At 42.3% G+C, this 23,627-nt stretch carries 29 protein-coding genes and 1 other RNA gene; all 30 read left to right on the top strand.

Annotated features, from left to right (window positions below; all coding sequences use genetic code 11):
• The first annotated feature begins 66 nt into the window (after window positions 1-66).
• Window positions 67-903, top strand: a complete 837-nt coding sequence (locus AC6I5B_RS17340) for a DUF6128 domain-containing protein (RefSeq protein WP_497773497.1) — start codon at window positions 67-69, stop codon at window positions 901-903.
• A 73-nt stretch (window positions 904-976) separates the two neighbouring features.
• Window positions 977-1,450: a tRNA adenosine(34) deaminase TadA gene (gene tadA / locus AC6I5B_RS17335; RefSeq protein ID WP_044987430.1), complete on the top strand. Its 474-nt coding sequence runs from the start codon at window positions 977-979 to the stop codon at window positions 1,448-1,450.
• 324 nt (window positions 1,451-1,774) lie between these two features.
• Window positions 1,775-2,125, top strand: coding sequence for a hypothetical protein (locus tag AC6I5B_RS17330; RefSeq protein ID WP_004613009.1), 351 nt, complete (start codon window positions 1,775-1,777; stop codon window positions 2,123-2,125).
• A 35-nt stretch (window positions 2,126-2,160) separates the two neighbouring features.
• A complete protein-coding gene (locus AC6I5B_RS17325) occupies window positions 2,161-2,640 on the top strand; it encodes a hypothetical protein (protein WP_004613008.1) in 480 nt (159 codons plus the stop codon).
• 289 nt (window positions 2,641-2,929) lie between these two features.
• Window positions 2,930-3,191, top strand: an RNA gene (gene ffs, locus AC6I5B_RS17320) — signal recognition particle sRNA large type.
• A 108-nt stretch (window positions 3,192-3,299) separates the two neighbouring features.
• Window positions 3,300-5,027, top strand: a complete 1,728-nt coding sequence (locus tag AC6I5B_RS17315; RefSeq protein WP_004613007.1) for a B12-binding domain-containing radical SAM protein — start codon at window positions 3,300-3,302, stop codon at window positions 5,025-5,027.
• A gap of 192 nt (window positions 5,028-5,219) precedes the next feature.
• Window positions 5,220-6,794 (top strand): VanW family protein, encoded by a 1,575-nt coding sequence (locus AC6I5B_RS17310; protein ID WP_497773496.1) that lies wholly within the window; start codon window positions 5,220-5,222, stop codon window positions 6,792-6,794.
• A gap of 10 nt (window positions 6,795-6,804) precedes the next feature.
• Window positions 6,805-7,797: an AIR synthase-related protein gene (locus tag AC6I5B_RS17305; RefSeq protein ID WP_004613005.1), complete on the top strand. Its 993-nt coding sequence runs from the start codon at window positions 6,805-6,807 to the stop codon at window positions 7,795-7,797.
• Window positions 7,798-7,806: 9 nt separating this feature from the next.
• The gene (locus AC6I5B_RS17300; protein ID WP_004613004.1) at window positions 7,807-8,289 is read left to right on the top strand and encodes an Lrp/AsnC family transcriptional regulator; all 483 of its coding nucleotides are present in this window, start codon (window positions 7,807-7,809) and stop codon (window positions 8,287-8,289) included.
• Entirely contained in the window at window positions 8,289-9,458 is a 1,170-nt protein-coding gene (locus AC6I5B_RS17295; RefSeq protein ID WP_004613003.1) for an aminotransferase class I/II-fold pyridoxal phosphate-dependent enzyme, read from the top strand. The genes AC6I5B_RS17300 and AC6I5B_RS17295 overlap by 1 nt, the downstream gene beginning before the upstream one ends.
• A gap of 6 nt (window positions 9,459-9,464) precedes the next feature.
• Window positions 9,465-9,959, top strand: coding sequence for a tRNA (cytidine(34)-2'-O)-methyltransferase (locus tag AC6I5B_RS17290; protein ID WP_497773495.1), 495 nt, complete (start codon window positions 9,465-9,467; stop codon window positions 9,957-9,959).
• Between the two features lie 147 nt (window positions 9,960-10,106).
• Window positions 10,107-10,355 (top strand): AtpZ/AtpI family protein, encoded by a 249-nt coding sequence (locus AC6I5B_RS17285; RefSeq protein WP_022250700.1) that lies wholly within the window; start codon window positions 10,107-10,109, stop codon window positions 10,353-10,355.
• Entirely contained in the window at window positions 10,342-10,731 is a 390-nt protein-coding gene (locus tag AC6I5B_RS17280; RefSeq protein ID WP_004613000.1) for a hypothetical protein, read from the top strand. Before AC6I5B_RS17285 ends, AC6I5B_RS17280 begins: the two co-directional genes overlap by 14 nt.
• Window positions 10,732-10,745: 14 nt before the next feature.
• Complete coding sequence (atpB, locus tag AC6I5B_RS17275; protein ID WP_004612999.1) at window positions 10,746-11,459, top strand: F0F1 ATP synthase subunit A; 714 nt, start codon at window positions 10,746-10,748, stop codon at window positions 11,457-11,459.
• Between the two features lie 43 nt (window positions 11,460-11,502).
• Window positions 11,503-11,769, top strand: coding sequence for an ATP synthase F0 subunit C (gene atpE / locus AC6I5B_RS17270; protein ID WP_004612998.1), 267 nt, complete (start codon window positions 11,503-11,505; stop codon window positions 11,767-11,769).
• 40 nt (window positions 11,770-11,809) lie between these two features.
• Window positions 11,810-12,325: a F0F1 ATP synthase subunit B gene (atpF, locus tag AC6I5B_RS17265; RefSeq protein WP_004612997.1), complete on the top strand. Its 516-nt coding sequence runs from the start codon at window positions 11,810-11,812 to the stop codon at window positions 12,323-12,325.
• Window positions 12,313-12,858, top strand: a complete 546-nt coding sequence (atpH, locus tag AC6I5B_RS17260; protein ID WP_497773494.1) for an ATP synthase F1 subunit delta — start codon at window positions 12,313-12,315, stop codon at window positions 12,856-12,858. The genes atpF and atpH overlap by 13 nt, the downstream gene beginning before the upstream one ends.
• Before the next feature lie 25 nt (window positions 12,859-12,883).
• On the top strand, window positions 12,884-14,395 hold the full coding sequence (gene atpA, locus AC6I5B_RS17255; RefSeq protein ID WP_004612995.1) for a F0F1 ATP synthase subunit alpha: 1,512 nt from the start codon (window positions 12,884-12,886) through the stop codon (window positions 14,393-14,395).
• An 18-nt stretch (window positions 14,396-14,413) separates the two neighbouring features.
• Window positions 14,414-15,271 (top strand): ATP synthase F1 subunit gamma, encoded by an 858-nt coding sequence (gene atpG, locus AC6I5B_RS17250; RefSeq protein WP_004612994.1) that lies wholly within the window; start codon window positions 14,414-14,416, stop codon window positions 15,269-15,271.
• Between the two features lie 12 nt (window positions 15,272-15,283).
• Complete coding sequence (gene atpD / locus AC6I5B_RS17245; protein WP_004612993.1) at window positions 15,284-16,675, top strand: F0F1 ATP synthase subunit beta; 1,392 nt, start codon at window positions 15,284-15,286, stop codon at window positions 16,673-16,675.
• A 12-nt stretch (window positions 16,676-16,687) separates the two neighbouring features.
• Complete coding sequence (gene atpC, locus AC6I5B_RS17240; protein ID WP_004612992.1) at window positions 16,688-16,969, top strand: ATP synthase F1 subunit epsilon; 282 nt, start codon at window positions 16,688-16,690, stop codon at window positions 16,967-16,969.
• An 83-nt stretch (window positions 16,970-17,052) separates the two neighbouring features.
• Window positions 17,053-18,750 (top strand): AAA family ATPase, encoded by a 1,698-nt coding sequence (locus AC6I5B_RS17235; RefSeq protein WP_022250702.1) that lies wholly within the window; start codon window positions 17,053-17,055, stop codon window positions 18,748-18,750.
• Between the two features lie 20 nt (window positions 18,751-18,770).
• On the top strand, window positions 18,771-19,178 hold the full coding sequence (locus AC6I5B_RS17230; RefSeq protein ID WP_022250703.1) for a TM2 domain-containing protein: 408 nt from the start codon (window positions 18,771-18,773) through the stop codon (window positions 19,176-19,178).
• Between the two features lie 63 nt (window positions 19,179-19,241).
• Window positions 19,242-19,658 carry a hypothetical protein gene (locus AC6I5B_RS17225; RefSeq protein WP_022250704.1) on the top strand — a complete coding sequence of 139 codons (417 nt, stop codon included), beginning with the start codon at window positions 19,242-19,244 and terminating at the stop codon, window positions 19,656-19,658.
• Between the two features lie 26 nt (window positions 19,659-19,684).
• Window positions 19,685-20,182: a shikimate kinase gene (locus AC6I5B_RS17220; RefSeq protein ID WP_004612988.1), complete on the top strand. Its 498-nt coding sequence runs from the start codon at window positions 19,685-19,687 to the stop codon at window positions 20,180-20,182.
• Between the two features lie 155 nt (window positions 20,183-20,337).
• Entirely contained in the window at window positions 20,338-21,630 is a 1,293-nt protein-coding gene (gene murA / locus AC6I5B_RS17215; protein WP_004612987.1) for a UDP-N-acetylglucosamine 1-carboxyvinyltransferase, read from the top strand.
• 72 nt (window positions 21,631-21,702) lie between these two features.
• Window positions 21,703-22,506: a class B sortase gene (gene srtB / locus AC6I5B_RS17210; RefSeq protein WP_004612986.1), complete on the top strand. Its 804-nt coding sequence runs from the start codon at window positions 21,703-21,705 to the stop codon at window positions 22,504-22,506.
• Window positions 22,507-22,519: 13 nt separating this feature from the next.
• Window positions 22,520-22,708, top strand: coding sequence for a DUF951 domain-containing protein (locus tag AC6I5B_RS17205; protein WP_004612985.1), 189 nt, complete (start codon window positions 22,520-22,522; stop codon window positions 22,706-22,708).
• A 112-nt stretch (window positions 22,709-22,820) separates the two neighbouring features.
• Window positions 22,821-23,108: a 30S ribosomal protein S6 gene (gene rpsF, locus AC6I5B_RS17200; RefSeq protein WP_004612984.1), complete on the top strand. Its 288-nt coding sequence runs from the start codon at window positions 22,821-22,823 to the stop codon at window positions 23,106-23,108.
• 18 nt (window positions 23,109-23,126) lie between these two features.
• Window positions 23,127-23,564 (top strand): single-stranded DNA-binding protein, encoded by a 438-nt coding sequence (locus AC6I5B_RS17195; protein ID WP_004612983.1) that lies wholly within the window; start codon window positions 23,127-23,129, stop codon window positions 23,562-23,564.
• Window positions 23,565-23,627 lie beyond the last annotated feature (63 nt).

Here is a 23,627-nt window from a genome sequence, read left to right as displayed (position 1 = left end):
TTAGTTCTTTTCTTTTGTCGAGGTGAATAAAGTGTCTTATAGAGACAAGAAGAAAGGAATCAAATTATGAAACAGGTCATCCGCTATTTGTACGAGTATGAGAATGGAAACAGAATCCGCAATGTCGGTTTTATAAAGCTAGAAAAACGAATGGATAAATGTGCGATTCATATACATGGAAAGAACCTTGATTTTGGACAGAAAAAGAAATTGGAGGTGTTTGTATTCTATGTGCAAGGAGGAGAATGTATCGGAATCCCGCAAGGGGTAATTGAAGAAGAGGCTCCGATGATTAATTATATCCTGAAATTTGAGCCGGAAGATGCAGGCGGACAGGAAATGTTTGACAAGCTTGCAGGGATTATTTTGAGAAATGTATCGGAAAAAACATATGCTGCGATGTGGGAAGAAGAAGCGGCGGATGTGGAACATATGACGACCGGGCAGAGGGAAGTATTGGAAGAGGCAGCAACTGAAGCTGTGCCGGAGGAGAGACAACAATCAGAGGAACCGAAAGTAAGAGAGAGTCTGATCGAGCATGTGGAGAAACTGGTAGAACAGCAGGAATTTCAGGAGGAAATAGAAAAATATATCCCGCCGAAGACAAGAACATATGAGAAGATTCAGAGGCAGGACATTGCAAGACTTCCGAGAACACAGTGGCATCTTGCGAATAACAGTTTTTTGCTGCATGGATTTTATAATTACCATCATCTTCTGTATATTGAGGAAGGGGAAAATCGATGGATCGGTGTGCCTGGAATTTATCATGAAAAAGAACAGGCAGCAGCAAGGGCATTTGGATTTCCGCAATTTCACCGTGTTATGGATGCGGAACTTGAATTGTCAGCAGAAGAGAAGAATACGTTTGATGATTTTGGATATTGGTGTCGACAGATTTAGAAGAAATCAGTATAATTAAGAACGAGTTCTATTTGGAAGTCTGAATTTGCAAGATACAAAAGGTGAGTGTATGATGAATAAAGATGAAAAATATATGAAAGAGGCGATTAAACAGGCGAAAAAGGCATATGCACTTGGAGAGGTTCCAATCGGGTGTGTGATCGTCTACGAAGATAAGATTATCGGACGCGGATACAATCGCAGAACCATTGATAAGAATACGATTGCGCATGCGGAGATGATGGCAATCAAAAAAGCGAGCAAGAAAATGGACGACTGGAGACTTGAGGATTGCACAATGTATGTGACACTGGAGCCGTGTCAGATGTGCTCGGGAGCGATTGTACAGTCCAGAATGAAGAAGGTTGTTGTAGGATGTATGAATCCAAAAGCGGGCTGCGCGGGGTCGATTCTTAATTTACTGCAGATGGAAGAATTCAACCATCAGGTAGAATTGGAAATAGGCGTGCTGGAAGAAGAATGCAGTGCGCTGATGAAAAACTTTTTTAAAGAACTGAGGGAGAAACGAAAAGCTGAGGTGAAATAACACTCTGATGATAGAATTGTAACAGTTCAGCCTTGCCATAGGCAAAAGGGAGAAATTGAAAAAGTTTTTGCAGTTACTTTTCCACATAGGAATCTGTAACTTCACGATTTTAATTGTCCTATTAGTGCCATGTGGATAACTTCCTGATGGAATGCCTGATTTAGATTCTTTTCTCCTGATTTTATAGCAAATATTCCACAGGATCTCCTGACTATCCAATAATAATCCACCGTCATTTTAACGGATCTGTTTTTGAGCGGTTTTTCTTTTTGTTCCGTTCATGATAAACTATGTTTATCATGAACGGACGGAAGGAGATGCCTCATGGGAAGAAAAAGCAGCTATGAAAACGGAATGTACCAACAGCTCATGGAAATCATGGGGCGTCTGGATACCATTGAAAAAGAACACAAAAAGGAAACAGGGGAATTAAAAACTGAAATTGCAGATTTAAAAAAAGAAAATCTGCTCTTACGCCAGGAAAACCAACTGCTCAAGGATGATAATGCACGTTTGAAAAGCATCATTAACAATGACAGTTCTAACACTTCCCTTCCACCCTCTGCCGACCAAAAAGGAAAGCCTGCCAATACCTATAACGGAAGAAAAAAACGGAACGTAAAACAGGTGGACAGAAAGGCCATAAAGGGACAACACTTTCAAAAGCTGAAATAGAGGAAAAAATTGCTTCCGGAAGATACAGACATGAAGTGAAAACGATCGGTAATACATCCGGACAAAAATATGTCACAAAATATGTGGTGGACTTGGCGGTAGAACCCGTAATCACAGAAGTCCGCATTTATGCAGATGAGAATGGGGTTTTACGTATTCCTGCTGAATACCGCAGTGACGTTACCTACGGAGCAAATGTAAAAGCGCTGGCAGTTTCCCTGTACAGCGAAGGCGTTATGTCAAATGACAGAATTGCATCTTTCCTGAATTCAGTAGGTAACGGGGAATTGAACTTATCGGAAGGAAGCATTTATGATTTTTGCAAAAAAATGGAGAATGTATCGGTTACAAGCATTATAAATCTAGAAAAAGAACAGCTGAACCAAAAAGTTGTGGCAACTGATGCTACAACCGTAACTGTGAATGGGAAACTGAACTATATCCGAAATTTCAGCACAGACAACAGTGTTATCTACCATGCAATGAGCAGTAAATCCATAGATGCGTTAAAATAACTGAATTTCCTGAAATGTTATGTAGGAACGCTTCTTCATGACCACGAAACCACTTTGTACCATTTCGGAACAGAACACGCAGAATGTAATGTCCATATTATCCGTTATCTCCGCAAAAATACGGAGGAAACAGGTAATATATGGTCCGATGAAATGATTTCCCACCTGTGTGAAATGAACAGAAAGCGAAAAGCACTGACTTAACTATAAGGCTGAACTGTTACATAGAATTTATCGATTTTAATGAATAGCATTGACAAATATACTGTCTGGAGAGTATAATATAGACTCGTGCAGCCGGGGCGTTAGCGGTGCCTTGTACCTACAATCCGCTATAGTAGGGGTGATGTTACACGGAGGGCTTTTATTTGTGGAGCTGCCTTTTGAAAGTGGCGTTGATGTTTGGGTCTCACGCGACGGGAATCTGTGAACCGTGTCAGGTCGGGAACGAAGCAGCACTAAGCAGAACCTTCCGGGTGCCGTGAGGGTGCCTGGGCTGAGTTAACTGCAAAAGTAACGTTCATGGAGCGAGTTCGAAGTGTAACGCACGAAAAGAAAAATGCTATTGTATGGACAGTTTGAGATTGTCTATACAATAGCATTTTTACTATATCAGGAAATTTGATTTTCAGATACAAAAAGAAAAGGAGAGATATGTTATGAACATTGTTTTGGCGGCGATTAATGCGAAATATATTCATTCGAATCTGGCTGTGTACAGTCTGAGAGCGTATGCGCAGCAGTATAAGGATGAGATACAGATTGCAGAATATACGATCAATCAGCAGATAGACGATATTTTGATGGATTTATATAAGAAAAAACCGGATATCTTATGTTTTTCCTGCTATATATGGAACCTGTCTTATGTGGAAGAGCTGGTTCGAGAGCTTGGAAAGATATTCCCGAGTGTTCCAATCTGGGTGGGGGGACCAGAGGTATCCTACGATACAAAAGATGTGCTGGAACGTCTTCCGGAAGTGACAGGAGTGATCTTCGGAGAGGGAGAAAAGACATTTTTGGAAGTGGTGGAGTATTATCACGGAAAAGATATGCAGCTTTCGGAGATTAAAGGAATTGCCTACCGTGGAGAAGAGGGAGAATTTTTACAGAATTCATGGCGTGAAGTTATGGATTTGAGTGAGGTTCCGTTTGTGTACCATGATATGGCAGATTTTAAAAATAAGATCATCTACTATGAGTCGAGCAGAGGATGTCCGTTTTCCTGCAGTTACTGCCTTTCTTCGATAGACAAATGTTTGCGTTTCCGCAAACTTGAATTGGTAGAAAAAGAGCTTCAGTTTTTTATCGATGAGGAAGTGCCGCAGGTGAAGTTTGTGGATCGAACTTTTAACTGTAATCATAAGCATGCGATTGCCATTTGGAAATATATCAAGGAGCATGACAAAGGGATCACGAATTTTCATTTTGAAGTGGCGGCGGATTTGCTGAATGAAGAAGAATTGAAGCTGATTGAGTCGATGCGTCCGGGATTGATACAACTTGAGATCGGGGTGCAGTCTACAAATGAACAGACGATTCGTGAGATTCGGCGAACGATGCGGTTTGAGGAAGTGGCACGTATTGTGCAGCGCATCAATCAGGGGGAAAATGTGCATCAGCATCTGGACTTAATCGCAGGACTTCCGTATGAAGGTATGGAGAGTTTTCAAAAATCTTTTGATGATGTGTATCGGCTCCATCCGGAACAGCTTCAGCTTGGATTTTTGAAAGTGCTGAAAGGTTCTTATATGGAATCGCAGAAGGAACGTTATGGACTTGTATATAAGAGCCGGCCGCCGTATGAGGTGCTCTACACAAACTGGCTGTCATATGAAGAGATGATGCGGTTAAAGAGTGTGGAAGAGATGGTGGAGGTCTACTATAACAGTGGGCAGTTTTCGTATTGCCTGCGAAAATTGGAAGAAGAGTATGCATCACCATTTGTATTGTATCAGGAACTTGGCAGATATTATGAGAATCATGAACTGCATCTGATGAGTCATTCCAGAATTACAAGATATGAGATTTTACTTGGATTTGTCAGAGAGAAACATAAAGAACGCGAGAGACTTTACCGAGAACTTTTGACATTTGATCTGTATTTTCGCGAGAACGTCAAAAACCGACCGGAATTTGCGGGAGAGCATGAAGTGTCAAAGGACTGGCTGAATGCGTTTTATGAGACGGAATCAAAAGAGCATCAATATTTGATCGGATACGAAGCATACGATAAAAGACAGTTGCGAAAAATGACTCATATTGAAAAATTCCATTATGATGTACTTGGGACATGTGAAGAAAAAGAGAAATTCATTTTATTTGATTATCAGAATAGAAGCAGGCTGACGCACCAGGCAGCAGTAACTGAAATCGAGACGGAATAAGATTTCAACAATGTTTCTTGCAAAAATACAGTAAAGAGTTTAAAATGTAAAGAAATGTATAAAATCGAGGTGTGATCAATGAATTTTTATGACAAAAAAGTAAGAAGAATCATGGCGGTTACGATCATGATTATTATAGTGGCGATGGTTGCAACAAGTGTGATTCCATATTTAGTGTAGAGAGGATTGGTTATGCAAAAAACGGCAAAGAATAGAAAGCGGAAAATGAGCGTAAAAAGGAGACGGAAAGTGCTTGCGACGGCGGGAATCATTGCGTTTTCGATTCTTGTTGTGTTGGGAATTGTTTATTTTGTCTTTCGAAGCCGGGTGAAGAGCACTGCGGACAATGAGATTTATAACAATGTCTATATTGAGACGGTGAATGTGTCCGGTATGAAAAAATCAGATGCCAAAAAAGCAGTGGAAGCAAAGATTAAAAAATATCAGGAGCAGAGCATTTCGCTTCGCATAGAAGAAGAGAATGTACAGGTGACATTGGGTGAGCTTGGTTTTACGATAAAAGATGTGGATAAGCTTGTAGAAAAGGCTCTTGCTTACGGAAAAGGTGGAAGTATTTGGAGTCGTTACTTTGAAGTGAAAAAGCTTGACAAAGAAAAGAAAGTCATTTCCGCAGCATATCAGATTGACAGCGAGAAGGCAAAAGCAGTTTTTGAAGCAAAGGCACAGCCACTGGAAAAAGCGGCAACAAATGCGACGATTACTCGTGAGAACGGCGCATTTGTCATTACAGATGAAGTTCAGGGAAAGACGATTGATGCAGAAGCCTCAGTAAAAGCCATTGAGACATATTTAAATAAGAAATGGAATAAGAAAGAGGCATCTGTAGATCTTGTGTCTGTCTCAGATGTACCGGATGTTACGCGGGAGCAGCTCGAGACGATTCAGGATACACTTGGAACATTTACGACATATTGTGGAAGCGGAGGCGGAAGAGTCCAGAACATTGAGTCCGGAACAGCGCATATCAATGGAGCTGTGGTGATGCCGGGCGAGGAATACTCTGCCAACGCAGCGATGGAGCCTTATACAACTGAGAATGGGTTTACAGAAGCGGGCTCTTATGAGAATGGGAAGGTTGTGCAGAGTATGGGCGGCGGAATCTGCCAGGTGTCCACAACACTTTACAATGCCATGATCCTTGCGGAACTGGAGGTGACGCAGAGACATCCACATTCCATGCTGGTAGATTATGTGAAGCCATCTATGGATGCTGCAATCGCAGGTGACTATAAAGATTTAAAATTCAAGAATAATACAGAGACACCGATTTATATTGAAGGATATATATCGGGCGGGAATCTTACATTTACAATTTATGGAAAAGAGACAAGAAATGCGAACCGGAGTATTGAGTTTGTCAGCGAGACGCTGAGCACAACACCGGCAGGAAAGAAGTTTGTCGAGTCCGGGGACTCACTTGGCGTGATGACAAAGAGTGGTTCAGGACATACGGGAAAGACGGCGAGACTTTGGAAGGTTGTCTATGAAAATGGACAGGAAGTGAGCCGAGGTATTTTCAACAACAGCACATACAGCGCATCACCGGTTACAGTGAATGTGGGAACGGCATCAGATAATGCGGAGGCTTCGGCGCTCGTCAAGGCGGCAATTGCCACGCAGGATGAAGGGCAGATCAACAATGCAATTGCCGAGGCGAAGGCAAAGATTGAGGAGGCGGCACAAAAGGCGGAAGAGGAAGCACAGAACACACAGAATGCGACACCGCCGGAAGCGCCGACAGAGTAAGGAGGAAGTTATGAAGGTAGGAAAAGTATCTCAGACCGTGTTAAAGCGTTCGCTTTTAAAACCATTACAATTTCATAGAGAAGAATCGATGTTTCCTCCGTCTGTAGAAGAGATGTGTTATGGGATAAAAACAGGAGAGGGGGAGGAAGTGTTATCTTCTACCGCTGTTCTATATGGAAACGAGAAAGATTTGGGCGTGTTTGCGCTTGCGCAGGCGGCGAATGATCTTGCAACCCGCGGGGCAGTGCCTGTGGCGGCAGCAGTATATATTATGCTCCCGCCGTATGCGTATGAATCGCGTCTGAAAGCGATGATTGAGTATGTGGAACGAGCGGGAAGCGCGCATGGTATTCAGATTATATGTGCCAAAGCGGAGACAAGTCCCGCAATCAATCAGGCAATCGTATATGTGAATGGTATGGGCGTATTAAAGAAGGAAGAACTTCTAAGAAGCTGTATGGGGAAACCGGGACAGGATATCGTGCTTTTAAAGTGGATTGCGCTGGAAGGAACATTGCGCGTGATGCGGGAAAAAGAAGAAGAATTGTCAAGACGGTTTATCCCGGCATTTTTGAATCCGATTCGACAGATGGAAGGAGAACTGTTCTCTGTCGATGAACTGCAGACTGCAAAAAAAGCGGGGGTATCAGCGATGCACCAGATTACCGAGGGCGGGATTCTGGCAGCTTTATGGGAGATGGCGGAAAGCTCCGGTGTGGGGATTGAGGTTGATTTGAAAAAGATGGCGATCAGACAGGAGACGGTGGAGATTTGTGAATATTTTCATCTGAATCCGTATCAGCTTACATCGGCGGGAAGTGTTTTGATCTTTGCAGAGGATGGCGAGAAGCTTGTAGAGAAATTCCAAAAAGAAGGGAGACAGGCGGTCGTTCTTGGAAGGACGACTGTAGATACTGCAAGAGTCATTTTGGGCGGCGAAGAGAAAAGATATCTTGACAGACCGGCGCCGGATGAATTATTAAAGATGTATGAGTCAAAGTAAGGAGAGTTTATGAGAACAACAATTTTAAAATATATCGAAAAGAACAGCCGTGTAGATTTGGGCGAGCTGGCAGTGTTACTTGGGACAGATGAGGTGACTGTGGCAAATGAGATTGCACAGATGGAAAAGGAAAAGATTATCTGCGGTTACCATACGTTGATCGACTGGGATAAAGTCGGAACGGAAAAAGTGACTGCACTGATTGAGGTGAAAGTGACTCCACAGAGAAATCAAGGATTTGACAGAATCGCAGAGCGTATCTACAATTATCCGGAAGTGAATGCAGTCTATCTGATTTCCGGAGGATATGATCTTCTGGTGACACTGGATGGAAAAACATTAAAAGAGGTGTCCCAGTTTGTATCGGAAAAGCTTTCTCCGGTTGAGGCTGTAATCAGCACGGCGACACATTTTATCCTGAAAAAATATAAGGATCATGGAACGATACTTGTGAAAAAAGCAGAATCAGAAAGGATGTTGGTGACACCGTAATGAGAAATCCATTATCACAGAAAGTGGTTGGCATTCAGCCGTCAGGAATTCGTAAATTTTTTGACGTGGTAAATGAAATGAAAGATGCGATTTCACTTGGAGTAGGAGAGCCGGACTTCGATACGCCTTGGCGTATTCGGGAGGAAGGAATCTATACATTGGAAAAAGGGCGCACATTTTATACATCGAATGCTGGTCTGAAAGAATTAAAAATAGAAATTTGTAAATACTTAGATAGAAAAGTGAATGTACAATATGATTACAATCATGAAGTGATCGTAACTGTAGGGGGAAGCGAAGGGATTGACATTGCACTGCGTGCCATGCTGGATCCGGGGGATGAGGTTCTCATTCCACAGCCAAGCTACGTTTCCTATCTGCCTTGCACAATTCTTGCAGACGGAGTTCCGGTCGTGATTCCGCTGCAGCATAAGAATGAATTTAAGCTCACAGCAGAGGAGCTTGAAGCCGCTATTACACCGAAGACAAAAATTCTTGTCATGCCGTTTCCAAATAACCCGACGGGTTCTATTATGACAAAAGAAGATTTGGAACCGATTGTGGAACTTGTGAAGAAGCATGATCTGTTCGTAATCTCGGATGAGATTTACTCAGAGCTCAGCTATAAAGGAGAGCATGTGTCAATCGCAAGTTTTGAGGGAATGAAAGAGCGCACGATTCTGATCAATGGATTTTCAAAGGGGTATGCGATGACCGGCTGGCGGCTTGGTTATGCGTGCGGTCCTGCGAACATCATCGAGCAGATGGTGAAGATTCATCAGTTTGCGATTATGTGTGCGCCGACAAACAGCCAGTATGCGGCGGTGGAGGCACTTCGCAACTGTGATGAAGAAGTAAAGGAGATGCGTGAGTCTTATAATCAGAGAAGACGCTTCCTTGTGCATGAATTCAAACGGATGAAGCTTGAATGCTTTGAGCCGTTTGGCGCATTCTATATTTTCCCAAATATCAAAGAGTTTGGGATGACGTCAGAAGAATTCGCGACAAGATTATTGGAAGAAGAAAAGGTGGCGGTCGTTCCGGGAACTGCGTTCGGAGACTGTGGTGAGGGATTCCTTCGTATTTCGTATGCATATTCTTTGGAAGACCTGAAAGAGGCGATTGGGCGTCTTGGCAGATTTATTGACCGACTGAGAAATGAAAGGTAATGTAAGATGTTGAATATTGTATTATTTGAGCCGGAGATTCCGGCAAATACCGGAAATATCGGGAGAACCTGTGTTGCTACAAACACACGTCTCCATCTGATCGAGCCACTAGGCTTCCGATTGAATGAAAAAGCGATCAAGCGTGCAGGAATGGATTATTGGGATGATCTGGACGTGACAACGTATATTGATTTTCAGGATTTTATGGAGAAAAATCCAGGAGCAAAAATTTATATGGCAACGACAAAAGCACCGAATGTATATACTGATGTGAATTATGAGCCGGACTGCTATATTATGTTTGGAAAAGAGAGCGCAGGGATTCCGGAGGAGATTTTGATACACCACAAGGAGGACAGTATCCGTATTCCTATGGTGGGAGATATCAGATCTTTGAATCTCGGGAATTCCGTGGCAATTGTATTATATGAAGCACTGAGACAAAATGAATTTCAGAATATGACAAAAGAGGGGCATTTACACCGTTTAGAGTGGGATTAAAGCCCCTCTTTTGTTTTGAAATATATAAAAAATAATACAGACGACAGAAAACTATCTTTTTTGTGCAAAAATTAACAATAAAAAATAAAAAAATACGACAAATTGCTGGACGTAGATAGTTATATGTTGTAAGATTGAGGTGACACTATGAAATACAAAAAAAGTGTGTACAGGACATTTGCATTGATTACTCAGCTGGGAATCAGCATGATCGTTCCGATTCTGCTGTGTGTCTGGGTGGGCGGATGGCTGGAAGAAAAGTTCAAACTTCCGGTTACGATCCCTTTTATTATATTGGGAGTATTGGCAGGGATGCGTAATGTTTATCTGCTTGTAAGACATGCGAATGAAGACCTGGAAGAAAAGAAAGAGGAAGGCAAAGATGAAAAAAGATAATACATTGTTGGAATTGGTTACCGGAATTATTCTGGTAGGCGTGGCAGTGCAGATCGTCTGCCTGATTGCTTTTCCGAACGATTTGTATAATGCGATTGGATTGTGGAGTGGAGTGGCAATTGGAAGCGGAATGGCGATTCATATGAAGCACTCCATAGAAGATGCATTGGATCTTGGAGAGACAGGCGCGGTAAAACATGTCAGAATGACGTATGCACTGAGGATAACGGTAGTTTTGATTTTGATGGGATGCGTACTCTATTTTGATTTGGGGAATCCTCTTACTCTGCTTGCCGGACTGATTGCATTAAAAATATCGGCGTATTTACAGCCGTATATGCATAAACTATTTTTAAAATTAAAAAAATCTAAGTAAAGGAGGGGAATTATGTGGGAAATGGATTAGGGATAGTTGCTGCAAAAGAGGCTGACTTTATGATACACAGCCTTTTGAAGTTTGAACTGTTTGGGCAGGAGCTATACCTTACGACGACGCATGTCAGTATACTGCTCATATGTCTGGGACTGATTATACTTGCACTTATTGCAAGGGTAAAATTGCAGGATACTGACGGGAAGCCGGGAAGGTTTCAAAATGCAGTGGAATACGTTGTGGAGATGCTGGATGGCATGGTGAAAAGTGGCATGGGCAAAAAAGGGATTCCTTACCGAAACTATATAGGGACCTTGTTTTTGTTTATTTTGTTCAGTAATCTCTCGGGACTTTTGGGATTGAGACCACCGACAGCAGATTATGGAGTTACATTTCCGCTTGGTGTGATCACATTTTTCCTGATACAGTTTAATAATATCAGGTATAACAAAGTTGGAGCGTTCACCAACTTGTTCAAACCACTGCCGTTTTTATTCCCGATCAACCTGATTGGGGAGATTGCCGTTCCGTTTTCGTTGTCACTTCGTCTCTTCGGAAACGTCTTGTCAGGAACGGTTATCATGGCCTTGCTGTATGGTCTGCTTTCGCAGATTGCAATCATATGGCCAGGTTTTCTGCATGCCTACTTTGACGTCTTTTCAGGGGCAATTCAGACATACGTATTTTGTATGTTGACGATGGTATTTGTAAGTGATAAGATACCGGATTAATTTAAGAGTAAAATTAGAAGAAGATTTTTAGGAGGAATTTATTATGAGTCAAATTACAAACGAAGCATTAATTTTAGCTTGTTCAGCAATTGGAGCGGGGTTAGCGATGATCGCAGGTATCGGACCTGGTATCGGACAAGGTGTGGCAGCCGGACACGGTGCGGCAGCAGTAGGAAGAAATCCGGGAGCAAAATCTGATATTACATCTACAATGTTACTTGGACAGGCAGTTGCGGAGACGACAGGTCTTTACAGTCTGGTTATCGCATTGATTCTCTTGTTTGCAAACCCACTGTTAGGAAAGTTGTAAGAAAAATAAAAAAGAAAACGAGAAGGAAGGAGGCTGAACCTTGGATCGTTTATTTACACTCGACGCACAGTTTCTGTTTGATGCGGTTGTGCTTGGCTTGAGTATGCTGCTTTTATTTACGATTCTTTCGTATCTTCTGTTTAATCCGGTCAGGAGTCTGCTTGAAAAGCGCAGACAGCGTGTTCTGGATGATCAGGAGACTGCAAAGCGGGAAAAACAGGAGGCAATCGCATACAAAGAAGAGTATGACAGAAAGCTGAAAGAAGTAGATAAAGAAGCGCAGGAGATCTTAAGCGCTGCGCGCAAAAAAGCGATGCAGAATGAGGCAAAGATCGTTGCGGAGGCAAAAGAAGAGGCAGCCCGTATTATAGAGCATGCCAATGCCCAGATTGAGTTAGAAAAAAAACGGGCGTTGGATGATATGAAACAGGAAATGATTACCATTGCATCTATGATGGCAGGAAAAGTGGTAGCAGCTTCGATTGATACAAAAGTACAAGAAGGTCTTATTGATGAGACGTTGAAAGAGATGGGTGATCATACATGGCTAAGTTAGTTTCGAAGACATATGGAGATGCACTGTTTGCAGTCGCCTGTGAAGAAGAGTGCATTGACGAATTCTTTGAGGCGGCAGTGTGTGTGGTGGATAGTTTGTGGGCAAATGAAGAATTTAGCAAACTGATGAATCATCCCAATATTGGAAAAGAAGAAAAAATAAAAATTGTCGAGGAGACATTTTCGCAAAAGATCCCAAAAGAGATCATCGGACTGATGACGCTTCTCATCAAAAAAGGGCATGCGAAAGATATGTGTGCCGTGTTCAAATATTTTATCGGACTTGTGAAAGAAGAGAAGAAGATTGGAAGTGCCCGAGTGGTGACAGCAATTGAACTGAGCGGGGAGCAGAAAGAAAAGGTAGAACAAAAACTTTTGGAGATGACCTCTTATGAGAAGTTCGAGATGAATTATGAAGTGGATTCGTCGCTGATTGGCGGCATGGTCATTCGGATCGGGGATCGCATTGTTGACAGCAGTATTCGGACAAAGCTATATGAGCTGTCGAAAAATTTAAGAAAAATTCAACTATAAAACAGAAGGAAGGTGGATTCGCTCCATGAACTTAAGACCAGAAGAAATCAGCTCTGTCATTAAAGAACAGATTAAAAGATACGCATCGGAGTTAGAAGTATCGGATGTGGGAACGGTTATTCAGGTAGCCGATGGTATTGCACGTATCCACGGACTGGAAAATGCGATGCAGGGAGAGCTGTTAGAGTTCCCTGGCGAAGTGTATGGTATGGTGCTGAACCTGGAAGAAGACAATGTAGGTGCAGTTCTTTTAGGGGATCAGAGAAATATCAACGAGGGAGATACGGTAAAGACGACGGGAAGAGTAGTGGAGGTTCCGGTAGGGGACTGCATGCTTGGACGTGTCGTGAACGCATTAGGACAGCCGATTGATGGAAAAGGACCGATTCAGGCGACAAATTTCAGACAGATAGAAAGAGTTGCTTCCGGAGTTATTGCGCGTAAATCTGTAGATACGCCGCTGCAGACCGGAATCAAGGCGATTGATTCTATGGTTCCGATTGGAAGAGGACAGCGTGAGCTGATCATCGGGGACAGACAGACAGGAAAGACTGCGATTGCGATTGATACGATCATCAATCAAAAAGGGCAGGGAGTAAAATGTATTTACGTTGCCATTGGTCAGAAGGCATCTACAGTGGCAAATATTGTGAAGGTATTTGAAGAATACGGGGCGATGGATTACACAACCGTTGTCGCATCAACGGCAAGTGAGCTTGCACCGCTTCAGTACATCGCACCGTACTCAGGATGTGCGATGGGAGAAGAGTGGATGGAAAATGGAGAGGACGTACTGATCGTGTATGATGATTTGTCCAAACATGCGACAGCTTATCGTACTCTTTCCTTACTTCTTCGCAGACCGCCAGGACGTGAGGCTTATCCGGGAGATGTATTCTATCTGCACTCCAGATTATTGGAACGAGCAGCCAGATTATCAGATAAATTAGGCGGTGGTTCATTAACTGCGCTCCCGATCATTGAGACACAGGCAGGTGATGTATCTGCTTACATTCCGACGAATGTCATCTCAATCACGGACGGACAGATTTTCCTTGAGACAGAGATGTTTAACGCCGGTTTTAGACCTGCGGTCAATCCGGGGATCTCTGTGTCGCGTGTAGGCGGTTCGGCACAGATCAAGGCGATGAAGAAGATTGCGGGACCGATTCGTATCGATCTTGCACAGTACCGTGAACTTGCGGCATTTGCACAGTTTGGATCTGAATTAGATGCAGATACAAAAGAACGACTTGCACAGGGAGTACGAATCAAAGAAGTATTAAAACAGCCGCAGTACAAGCCGATGCCGGTAGAGTATCAGGTAATCATCATCTATGCGGCGACGAGAAAACATCTGCTTGACATTGCGGTGGAAGATATTTTACGTTTTGAGACAGAACTGTTTGAATTTATCCAGACAAAATATCCGGAGATTCCGGAATCAATTAAGACGGAAAAGGTTATCACAGAAGAAAATGAAGCTGCGCTTGTAAAAGCGATTGAAGAGTTCAAGCTACAGTTCACACATCAGTAAAAAAGGAGGAAGACGATCATGGCATCCATGAGAGAGATAAAAAGACGCCGCGGAAGTATTCAAAATACGCAGCAGATCACCAAAGCCATGAAGCTTGTTTCGACTGTAAAGCTGCAAAAAGCAAGAATGCGTGCAGAGAACTCGAAGGCGTATTTTGAATATATGTATCAGACAGTGACTTCCATGCTTGCGAAGGCGGGCAATATAGAGCATCCGTATTTGCGAAAAAGTGATTCCAAAAATGTTGCGGTTGTGGCAGTGACCTCAAACCGCGGTCTTGCGGGCGGATACAATGCAAATATTGCAAGACTAATTGTGGAAAGCGGGATAGAAAAAGAACGTATCCGGCTTTACACAGTCGGCAGAAAAGGTGTGGAAAGTCTTGCAAGAAAAGGATATCAAATTGCAGAGGATTACTCGGACATCATTGACGAACCGACGTATGCAGATGCACGCCGGATCGGGGAGAGACTGCTTGATGATTTCTCAAAAGGAGAAGTCGGAGAAATCTATGTGGCGTATACAGAGTTTAAAAATACGGTCAGTCATATTCCGAAGCTGATGAAACTGCTTCCGGTGAGTGCAGAAACTGTGCCTGCAGAAGAAAAGAAAGAGTCCGTATTGATGAATTTTGAGCCGAATGAAGAGGAGGCGATCAGTCTTCTCATTCCGAAGTATATGACAAGTATTTTGTACGGCGCTTTTGTGGAGGCGGTTGCAAGCGAGAACGGCGCCCGTATGCAGGCGATGGACTCTGCAACAAACAATGCAGAAGAGATTATTGATGATTTGGAATTAAAATATAATCGCGCCCGTCAGGGAGCGATCACACAGGAATTAACAGAAATTATAGCCGGAGCGGAAGCTATCGGATAGAGGAGTGAAAAAATGGCAGAAAAAAATATAGGAAAAATCACTCAGATTATCGGTGCGGTCTTAGATATCAAATACGCAGACGGACATCTTCCGGAGATTAACGAAGCAATCGAGATCACAAGACAGGATAAAAGCAGACTTGTGGTGGAGGTTGCACAGCATCTAGGAGATGATGTGGTGAGATGTATCGCCATGGGACCGACGGACGGTTTAGTCCGGGGGATGGAAGCGGTTGCCACAGGAGCTGCAATTTCCGTGCCGGTAGGAGAGAATACACTGGGGCGTATCTTTAATGTCCTCGGTGAACCGATTGATGAGAAACCGGCTCCGACAGATGTTGAATATGAGCCGATTCACAGAAAGGCTCCTTCGTTTGAGGAACAGGCAACTGAGGCGGAGATGCTTGAGACAGGTATCAAAGTCGTAGACCTTCTCTGCCCATATCAGAAAGGTGGAAAAATTGGTCTGTTCGGTGGAGCTGGTGTGGGAAAGACAGTGCTGATTCAGGAACTGATCACAAATATTGCGACAGAACACGGTGGATATTCTGTATTTACAGGTGTCGGAGAGCGTACAAGAGAGGGAAATGACCTTTATTATGAGATGCAGGAATCAGGAGTAATCAATAAGACGGCGATGGTGTTCGGGCAGATGAATGAGCCGCCTGGAGCGCGTATGCGCGTAGGGCTTACAGGTCTTACGATGGCAGAATATTTCCGTGACAAAGGTGGAAAAGACGTACTTTTGTTTATCGACAATATTTTCCGTTTTACACAGGCAGGATCGGAAGTGTCCGCGCTTTTGGGACGTATGCCTTCTGCGGTAGGATATCAGCCGACATTGCAGACGGAGATGGGGGCTTTGCAGGAGCGTATCACATCGACAAAGAACGGATCAATCACGTCTGTTCAGGCTGTCTATGTGCCTGCGGACGACTTGACTGACCCGGCTCCGGCTACGACATTTGCCCATCTGGATGCGAAAGTCGTACTTTCCCGTGCAATCACAGAGCTTGGTATTTATCCGGCAGTAGATCCACTTGACTCTTCGTCGAGAATGCTCGACCCGAATATCGTGGGCGAAGAGCATTACAAGGTGGCGCGCGGTGTACAGGAAGTGCTGCAGAAATATAAAGAATTACAGGATATTATTGCAATGCTCGGTATGGATGAGCTTTCAGAGGAAGATAAGCTCACTGTATCACGTGCGCGAAAGATACAAAGATTTTTATCTCAGCCATTCTTTGTCGCGACACAGTTTACAGGGCTTGAGGGGCGATATGTGCCAATCAGTGAGACAGTACAGGGATTCAAAGAAATTTTGGAAGGAAAACATGATGATATTCCGGAAGGTTATTTCTTGAATGCGGGAAATATTGATGACGTACTTGCCAGAGTAAAGTAGAGGTGTGTGCGCATGGCAGAAAATAATATGTTTGAGTTGAAAATTATTTCTCCGGAGGAGATGTTCTACGAAGGGGAAGCAAGCTTTTTGGAATTCACATCTGTGGGCGGCGATATGGGAGTTTACAAGAACCATATCCCGCTGACGACAATTCTGGAGCCTTGTGTGATGAAGATACACAAGGGCACAGAGATGAAAAAAGTAACTGTGTCTGGTGGCTTTGTGGAAATCCTGCAGGAGAAGATCACAGTGCTTGCCGAAGGTGTGCAGTGGACTGAAAAGGTGTCTGTTTAATTACGGACATCTTTTTTCTTGCTAAAAGAGTATATAACAAGCTATAATATTAGTAAATAATGATGCGGAAAGGAAGTGAGAAAGTGGGATTTAAACCGTTTCCAATCGGAGTGGACAATTTTAAGGAAATGATACAAGAGGGGTATTATTACGTAGATAAAACGTTGTTGATAAAAGAACTTTTGGATATGCGGGGAAAAGTTAATTTGTTTACAAGACCAAGGCGTTTCGGTAAGACACTGGGACTTAGCATGTTACAGTGCTTTTTTGAAAAAGATTACTGTGATGCTCGGAAGCTTTTTCAGGGGTTGGAAATTATGGCTGCCGGGGAAAAGTATTTAAAGCACATATCGAGATATCCGGTTATCAGTATTTCACTAAAAACAATGAAGCAGGCGAATTTCGACTTGTCTTATATACAGATGAAGAAAATGATTGCCGAGGAATTTGGCAGACATGAAGAACTTTTGAAAATTGGGAAATTGACGGAAGAAGAAAAAGAACGCTTTCTTGCAATACGCGATGTTAAGGGAACGGATGCAGATTATCTGGATGCACTGCGTTTTCTGTCAGCTTGTCTGGCGAAAAGTTATAGAGAAAAAGTAATTATCCTGATCGATGAGTATGATGTCCCACTGGAGAACTCTTATTTTGGAGGCTTTTATGAGAAGATGATTCCGCTGATCAGATCTCTTTTTGAGTCAGCGTTGAAGACGAATGACAGCTTGGAGTTTGCTGTGATCACAGGTTGTCTTCGAATCTCGAAAGAGAGTATTTTTACAGGATTGAACAATCTGAAGATTATCTCCATTACGAATCCAATGTATTCAGAGCATTTTGGTTTTACACAAAAAGAAGTAGATGAGATTCTTGCATTTTATGATAGAAGTGATTTCGCGGATGTAGTGAAAAGATGGTATGATGGATATGTATTTGGACGGACGGAAGTATATAATCCCTGGAGTGTATTGAATTATGTGGAGTTGATTTGGGCAGATATGACATCTTTACCAAGACCATTTTGGGCAAATACAAGTTCGAACAGTATTGTGAAAACTTTAGTAGAAAAGGCGGATATAAAAGTAAAACAGGAGATAGAGCTGCTGATCCAGGGGGAAAGCATTGAAAAACCAATTCACGAAGATATTACGTATGAGGATATCGGAGTGGAGGAATCAGAGGAAAATATTTGGAATTTCTTGTTTTTTACAGGCTACTTAAAGAAAGTGGATGAGGCGCTGAGAGATGGGATTCGTTATATTTCGATGAGTATTCCGAATGAAGAGATTCTCTATATCTATAAAAATACGGTGCTTTCCTGGTTTGGGAAAAAAGTAAAAAAGAAAGATTTTTCAGAGTTGTATCGATATGTAACAGAGGGCGAGGTAATTGGATTAGAAAAAACGATTTCAGAGCTTTTGCGTGAAGGGATTAGTTTTTACGACACAAAAGAAGCTTTTTATCACGGATTTCTCATGGGTATTTTTGGCGGAATGGGAGACTATTATTCTTACTCCAATCGTGAGTCCGGTGATGGAAGATATGATATTTGCCTGAAAAGTATGGATGTAGAGAAACCGGTGATCCTTTTTGAGCTGAAGGTGTCTGAAAGCTTTCACCAGATGGAAAAATGTAGCTTGAAAGCAGTGGAGCAAATCAGAATGAAGCATTATGAAGAAGAATTTTTGCGTGATGGATACCGTGAAGTACTATGCTATGGCATTGCTTTTTATAAAAAAAATTGTAAAATTACAGTAGAAAAACAAAAGATAGAATCGTAAAGTATAAGGAGGAAGAAAACATGTTTTGCAGAAATTGTGGAAAACCGATTGATCCGAATGCTGCAGTGTGTATAAACTGTGGATTTTCGAATGGAACTGGGGATAACTATTGCCCAAATTGTGGAAATGCTACCAATGTCGGGATGACATATTGTACGATGTGCGGAGCGAGTCTTGTGAATCAAAGACCTATGGTGGAGCAGAAATCAAAGCTGGCAGGAGGACTGTTAGGTATTTTTCTCGGCTCGCTAGGTGTGCATAATTTTTATTTGGGATATACAACAAAAGCGGTTATTCAGCTTGTTCTGACGGTGGCAACCTGTGGAATCGGAAGTATTATTTCAGGAATATGGGGATTTATAGAAGGAATTTTGATCTTGACCGGCAGTATCAATACAGACGGAAGAGGAATTCCGCTGAAAGAATAGAACATCTCAAATATTTTGGCATACTATATACTAGAGCGTATATAGAAATGGAAGTGCAAGCCTGTGGATTACCGATTACCATATTATATGGCATACCCGATGCCCTTACAATATGATGATGAGCGAATAGAACAGCGTGATTTTGAGTATATGAAAAGCATGTATCCGGAGACAGCAAAGAGGTTGCTGCCCTATGTGGAAGATGAGTGTGACAGGATGGCATATGAAGGCAGTGTTGTCTATGATGAATATCCGGATCAGCTGCAGATGCGTATGATGTGCAGAAGAATTTACGACAGAGTGAAAGAACTGGATGGGATAGAGCCGGAAGAAATGCAGATGGAAGCACAGGAACATATGGGGATCAGAAGACGCCGGAAAGAGGACTGGTTGGGAGATATGATTCAGATTATGGTGTATCAGGAGTTATTCCGGCGAAGGTGCGATCATAGAAAATGCAGAAGGAATTTTTATTTCTGATTGAATAATGGAATGGAGAGATACATATGAAAAATATTGTTTTGATTGGAATGCCTGCTGTAGGAAAAAGTACGGTGGGTGTTGTAGTTGCCAAGCGGCTTGGATATGAGTTTGTGGATACGGATCTGCTGATACAAAAGCAGGAGAAGCGATTGCTCAAAGAGATTATCGCGCAGGAAGGAAATGACGGATTTCTTGCAATAGAGAATCAGGTTAACCGGGACTTGGATGTGGAAAATGCGGTGATTGCACCGGGGGGCAGTGTTGTATATTGTGAAGAAGCAATGGAACATTACAAAAAAACGGGAACAGTTGTATATTTAAAGGTATCCTATGAGACAATAGACAGAAGAATCCAAAATGCGAAAAGCCGTGGAGTTGTCTTGAAAGAAGGGCAGACTTTAAAGGATTTATACGAAGAAAGGGTTTGCCTATTCGAAAAGTATGCGGATTATACAATTTGCGAGGACGGATTAACAATTGAAGAGACGATAGGAAATGTATTGAAATTATTTGAAGAATAGGAGGCGCAGACCTCCTATTTCGGTTTATATTTGGAAAAATAATTTTACAAAAATACATTTTGTGTTATAATAGCAAAGAAGTATAAATAAAACTGGGAGAAGTATGACTGAAAAAGTTTCAGCATGGAATGGAAATCTGATAATTGAGGTGTGAAATGGAACAGTATATTATTAAGGGTGGAAATCCGTTAGTAGGGGAAGTAGAGATAGGCGGAGCAAAGAATGCAGCATTAGCTATTTTAGCAGCGGCAATTATGACAGATGAGACTGTTACGATAGAGAATTTACCGGATGTGAATGACATCAATGTGTTGTTGGAAGCGATGGCAGGAATAGGAGCCACGGTTCAGCGTATAGACCGACATACAGTGCGGATCAATGGAGCCGGTGTGCAGGATTTTAGTATTGAGTATGACTATATCAAGAAGATCAGAGCATCTTATTATTTACTAGGAGCATTACTTGGAAAATACAGAAGAGCTGAGGTGGCGCTTCCTGGGGGCTGCAATATCGGAAGCAGACCGATTGACCAGCATCTGAAAGGTTTTAGAGCATTGGGCGCCGAGGTTGAGATTGAATACGGAAAGATCATTGCCGAGGCAGAGAAATTAGAAGGAACACATCTTTATTTTGACGTTGTGAGTGTTGGAGCCACAATCAATGTGATGATGGCTGCAGCGATGGCAGAAGGTGTTACGATTCTTGAGAACGTTGCGAAAGAGCCACATGTAGTGGATGTTGCGAACTTCCTGAACAGTATGGGAGCGAACATCAAAGGCGCCGGAACAGATGTGATCAAGATCAAAGGTGTTGAAAAGCTTCATAAGACGGAGTATTCGATTATTCCGGATCAGATTGAGGCAGGGACATTTATGTTTGCGGCGGCAGTTACAAAAGGAGATGTGACTGTTTTGAATGTCATTCCAAAACATTTGGAGGCTACAATTGCGAAGTTGGAAGAGATTGGGTGTGAGATTGAAGAATTTGACGATGCTGTACGTGTAGTTGCGAAGACGCGTTTGAAGCACACACAGGTAAAGACGCTTCCGTATCCGGGATTCCCGACAGATATGCAGCCGCAGATTGGTGTGACGCTTGCGCTTTGCGAGGGAACAAGTATTATCGCAGAAAGTATTTTTGAAAATCGTTTTAAATATTTAGATGAGCTGGCACGTATGGGAGCGATCGCTAAGATTGAAGGAAATTCTGCAACGATTGAAGGTGTTGAGAGATTTTCGGGAGCGAGAGTAAGTGCTCCGGATTTACGTGCGGGTGCAGCGCTTTGCATCGCAGGACTTGCGGCGGATGGAATTACGATCGTGGATGATATTGTTTACATTCAGAGAGGATATGAGAGATTTGAAGAAAAACTCAGAAGTCTCGGCGGAATAATAGAACGAGTATCCAGTGAAAAAGAGATTCAGAAGTTCAAGTTGAAAGTGAGCTAAAACAGAAGAGCGAAAGGGGTGAATGTATTGCATTCACCTTTTTGTACATTAAACAAGAAGGAGTAAAAAGAGATGGCGGAAGAAAACAAAAAGAAACATCATCGGGGAAGAAGAAAGAAAAAGGGTGGAAGCAATATTGTTTCAAATATCATCCTTGTGATTGCGATTGTAGTGTTTGCGGTTTCGGCGTACAAATTATATGGTATTTTTTCGGAGTACAATAAAGGTGACAAAGAATACCAAAAGATTCAGGATCTGGTCATTAATACAGAGAAAAAAGATGATACGAAAGAAGAGACGTTTTCTGTTGATTTTGAAAAATTGCTGGAGATGAATTCCGATGTGGTTGGATGGATTCGGTTTGACGAACCGTCAGAGATCAATTATCCGGTCGTTCAGGGAAGAGATAACGAAGAATACTTAAAAAGAACGTTTGAAGCAAACACAAATAAATTAGGAACACTGTTTGTGGATGTGAACAATCCGGGAGATTTTTCGGGAAGAAATACATTTATTTATGGACATAACATGAAGAATGGCTCCATGTTTGCGCAGTTGCTGAAATATAAGGATGACAGTTTTTACAAGGAACATCCATATTTTTATATCTATACACCGGACGGAAAAGTAAGAACATATGAGATTTTTTCGGCAGGCGTGGTAAAAGATACTTCTGACAGCTATATTATGGATTATGCAGATGATGCGGCGTTCCAGACTTATATCGATTACATAAAGCAGCAGTCGGCGTACCCGACAAGCGCCGAGGTGACGACGGCGTCTAAGATTGTTAGTTTGTCAACATGTACCAATGTCAGAGATGATGAACGTTTTTTGGTGCATGGCGTGATGATCAAAGAAGAAGCGGTAAAATAGGAAGGGGCAGAATATGGCTGATATGTATGAAGTTGGAGATGTTGTAAGACTGAAAAAAAAGCATCCATGTGGCAGCTTTGAGTGGGAGATATTAAGAGTAGGTGCTGATTTTCGTCTCAAATGTATAGGATGCGGACATCAGATCATGATTGCGAGAAAGCTTGTAGAAAAGAATACAAGAGAATTAAAGAAAAAACAATAAAGTGCTTGCGCCGAGCTTGAAAATGTGGTAAAATGCCAAATTGTGATATATTATTTTATTCCTTGTTCCTGAGTGATTCAGGAGCCAGAGACCATAAGGAGGTGCAAGTGACATGAACAAATATGAATTAGCAGTTGTTGTCAATGCAAAAATCGAAGACGACGCTAGAACAGCTACAATCGAAAAAGTGAAAGAATTAATCGCTCGTTTCGGTGGTAACGTAACTGACGTTGATGAATGGGGTAAGAAAAGATTAGCTTACGAAATTCAGAAGATGAAAGAAGGATATTACTACTTCATCCACTTCGAATCTGATGCTACAGTTCCAGCTGAGATGGAAGCAAGACTTCGTATCATGGATAACGTACTCAGATATTTATGCGTTAGACAGGAAGCATAAGAGAAGAGAGGAAATCGTATGAATAAAGTAATTTTAATGGGACGTTTAACAAGAGATCCAGAAGTTAGATATTCGCAGGGCGAGAGTGCAAATGCAGTTGCCAGATATACATTGGCAGTTGACCGCCGTTTCAAACGTGACGGAGATGCAACAGCAGATTTTATCAACTGTGTATCTTTCGGAAGAGCGGCAGAATTTGCAGAGAAGTATTTGCGCCAGGGAGTGAAGATTGCGGTAACCGGTCGTATTCAGACAGGAAGCTATACGAACAAAGACGGCGTGAGAGTTTACACAACAGATGTTGTTGTTGAGGAACAGGAATTTGCAGAGAGCAAAGCGGCCAGCGCATCAAACAGTGGATACCAGGCAAGTCCTAGTCCATCACCAAGTGCAGACATCGGAGATGGATTCATGAATATTCCAGACGGAATTGATGAGGAATTACCATTCAGCTAGACGATATTGATTGTGTAGTAAATTTTAACAGTCGTGTTCGATGAGTAAAATAGGAGGTATTGA

The organism is Faecalimonas nexilis (assembly GCF_059731825.1).
This window is presented reverse-complemented; position numbering and strand designations above follow the sequence as displayed.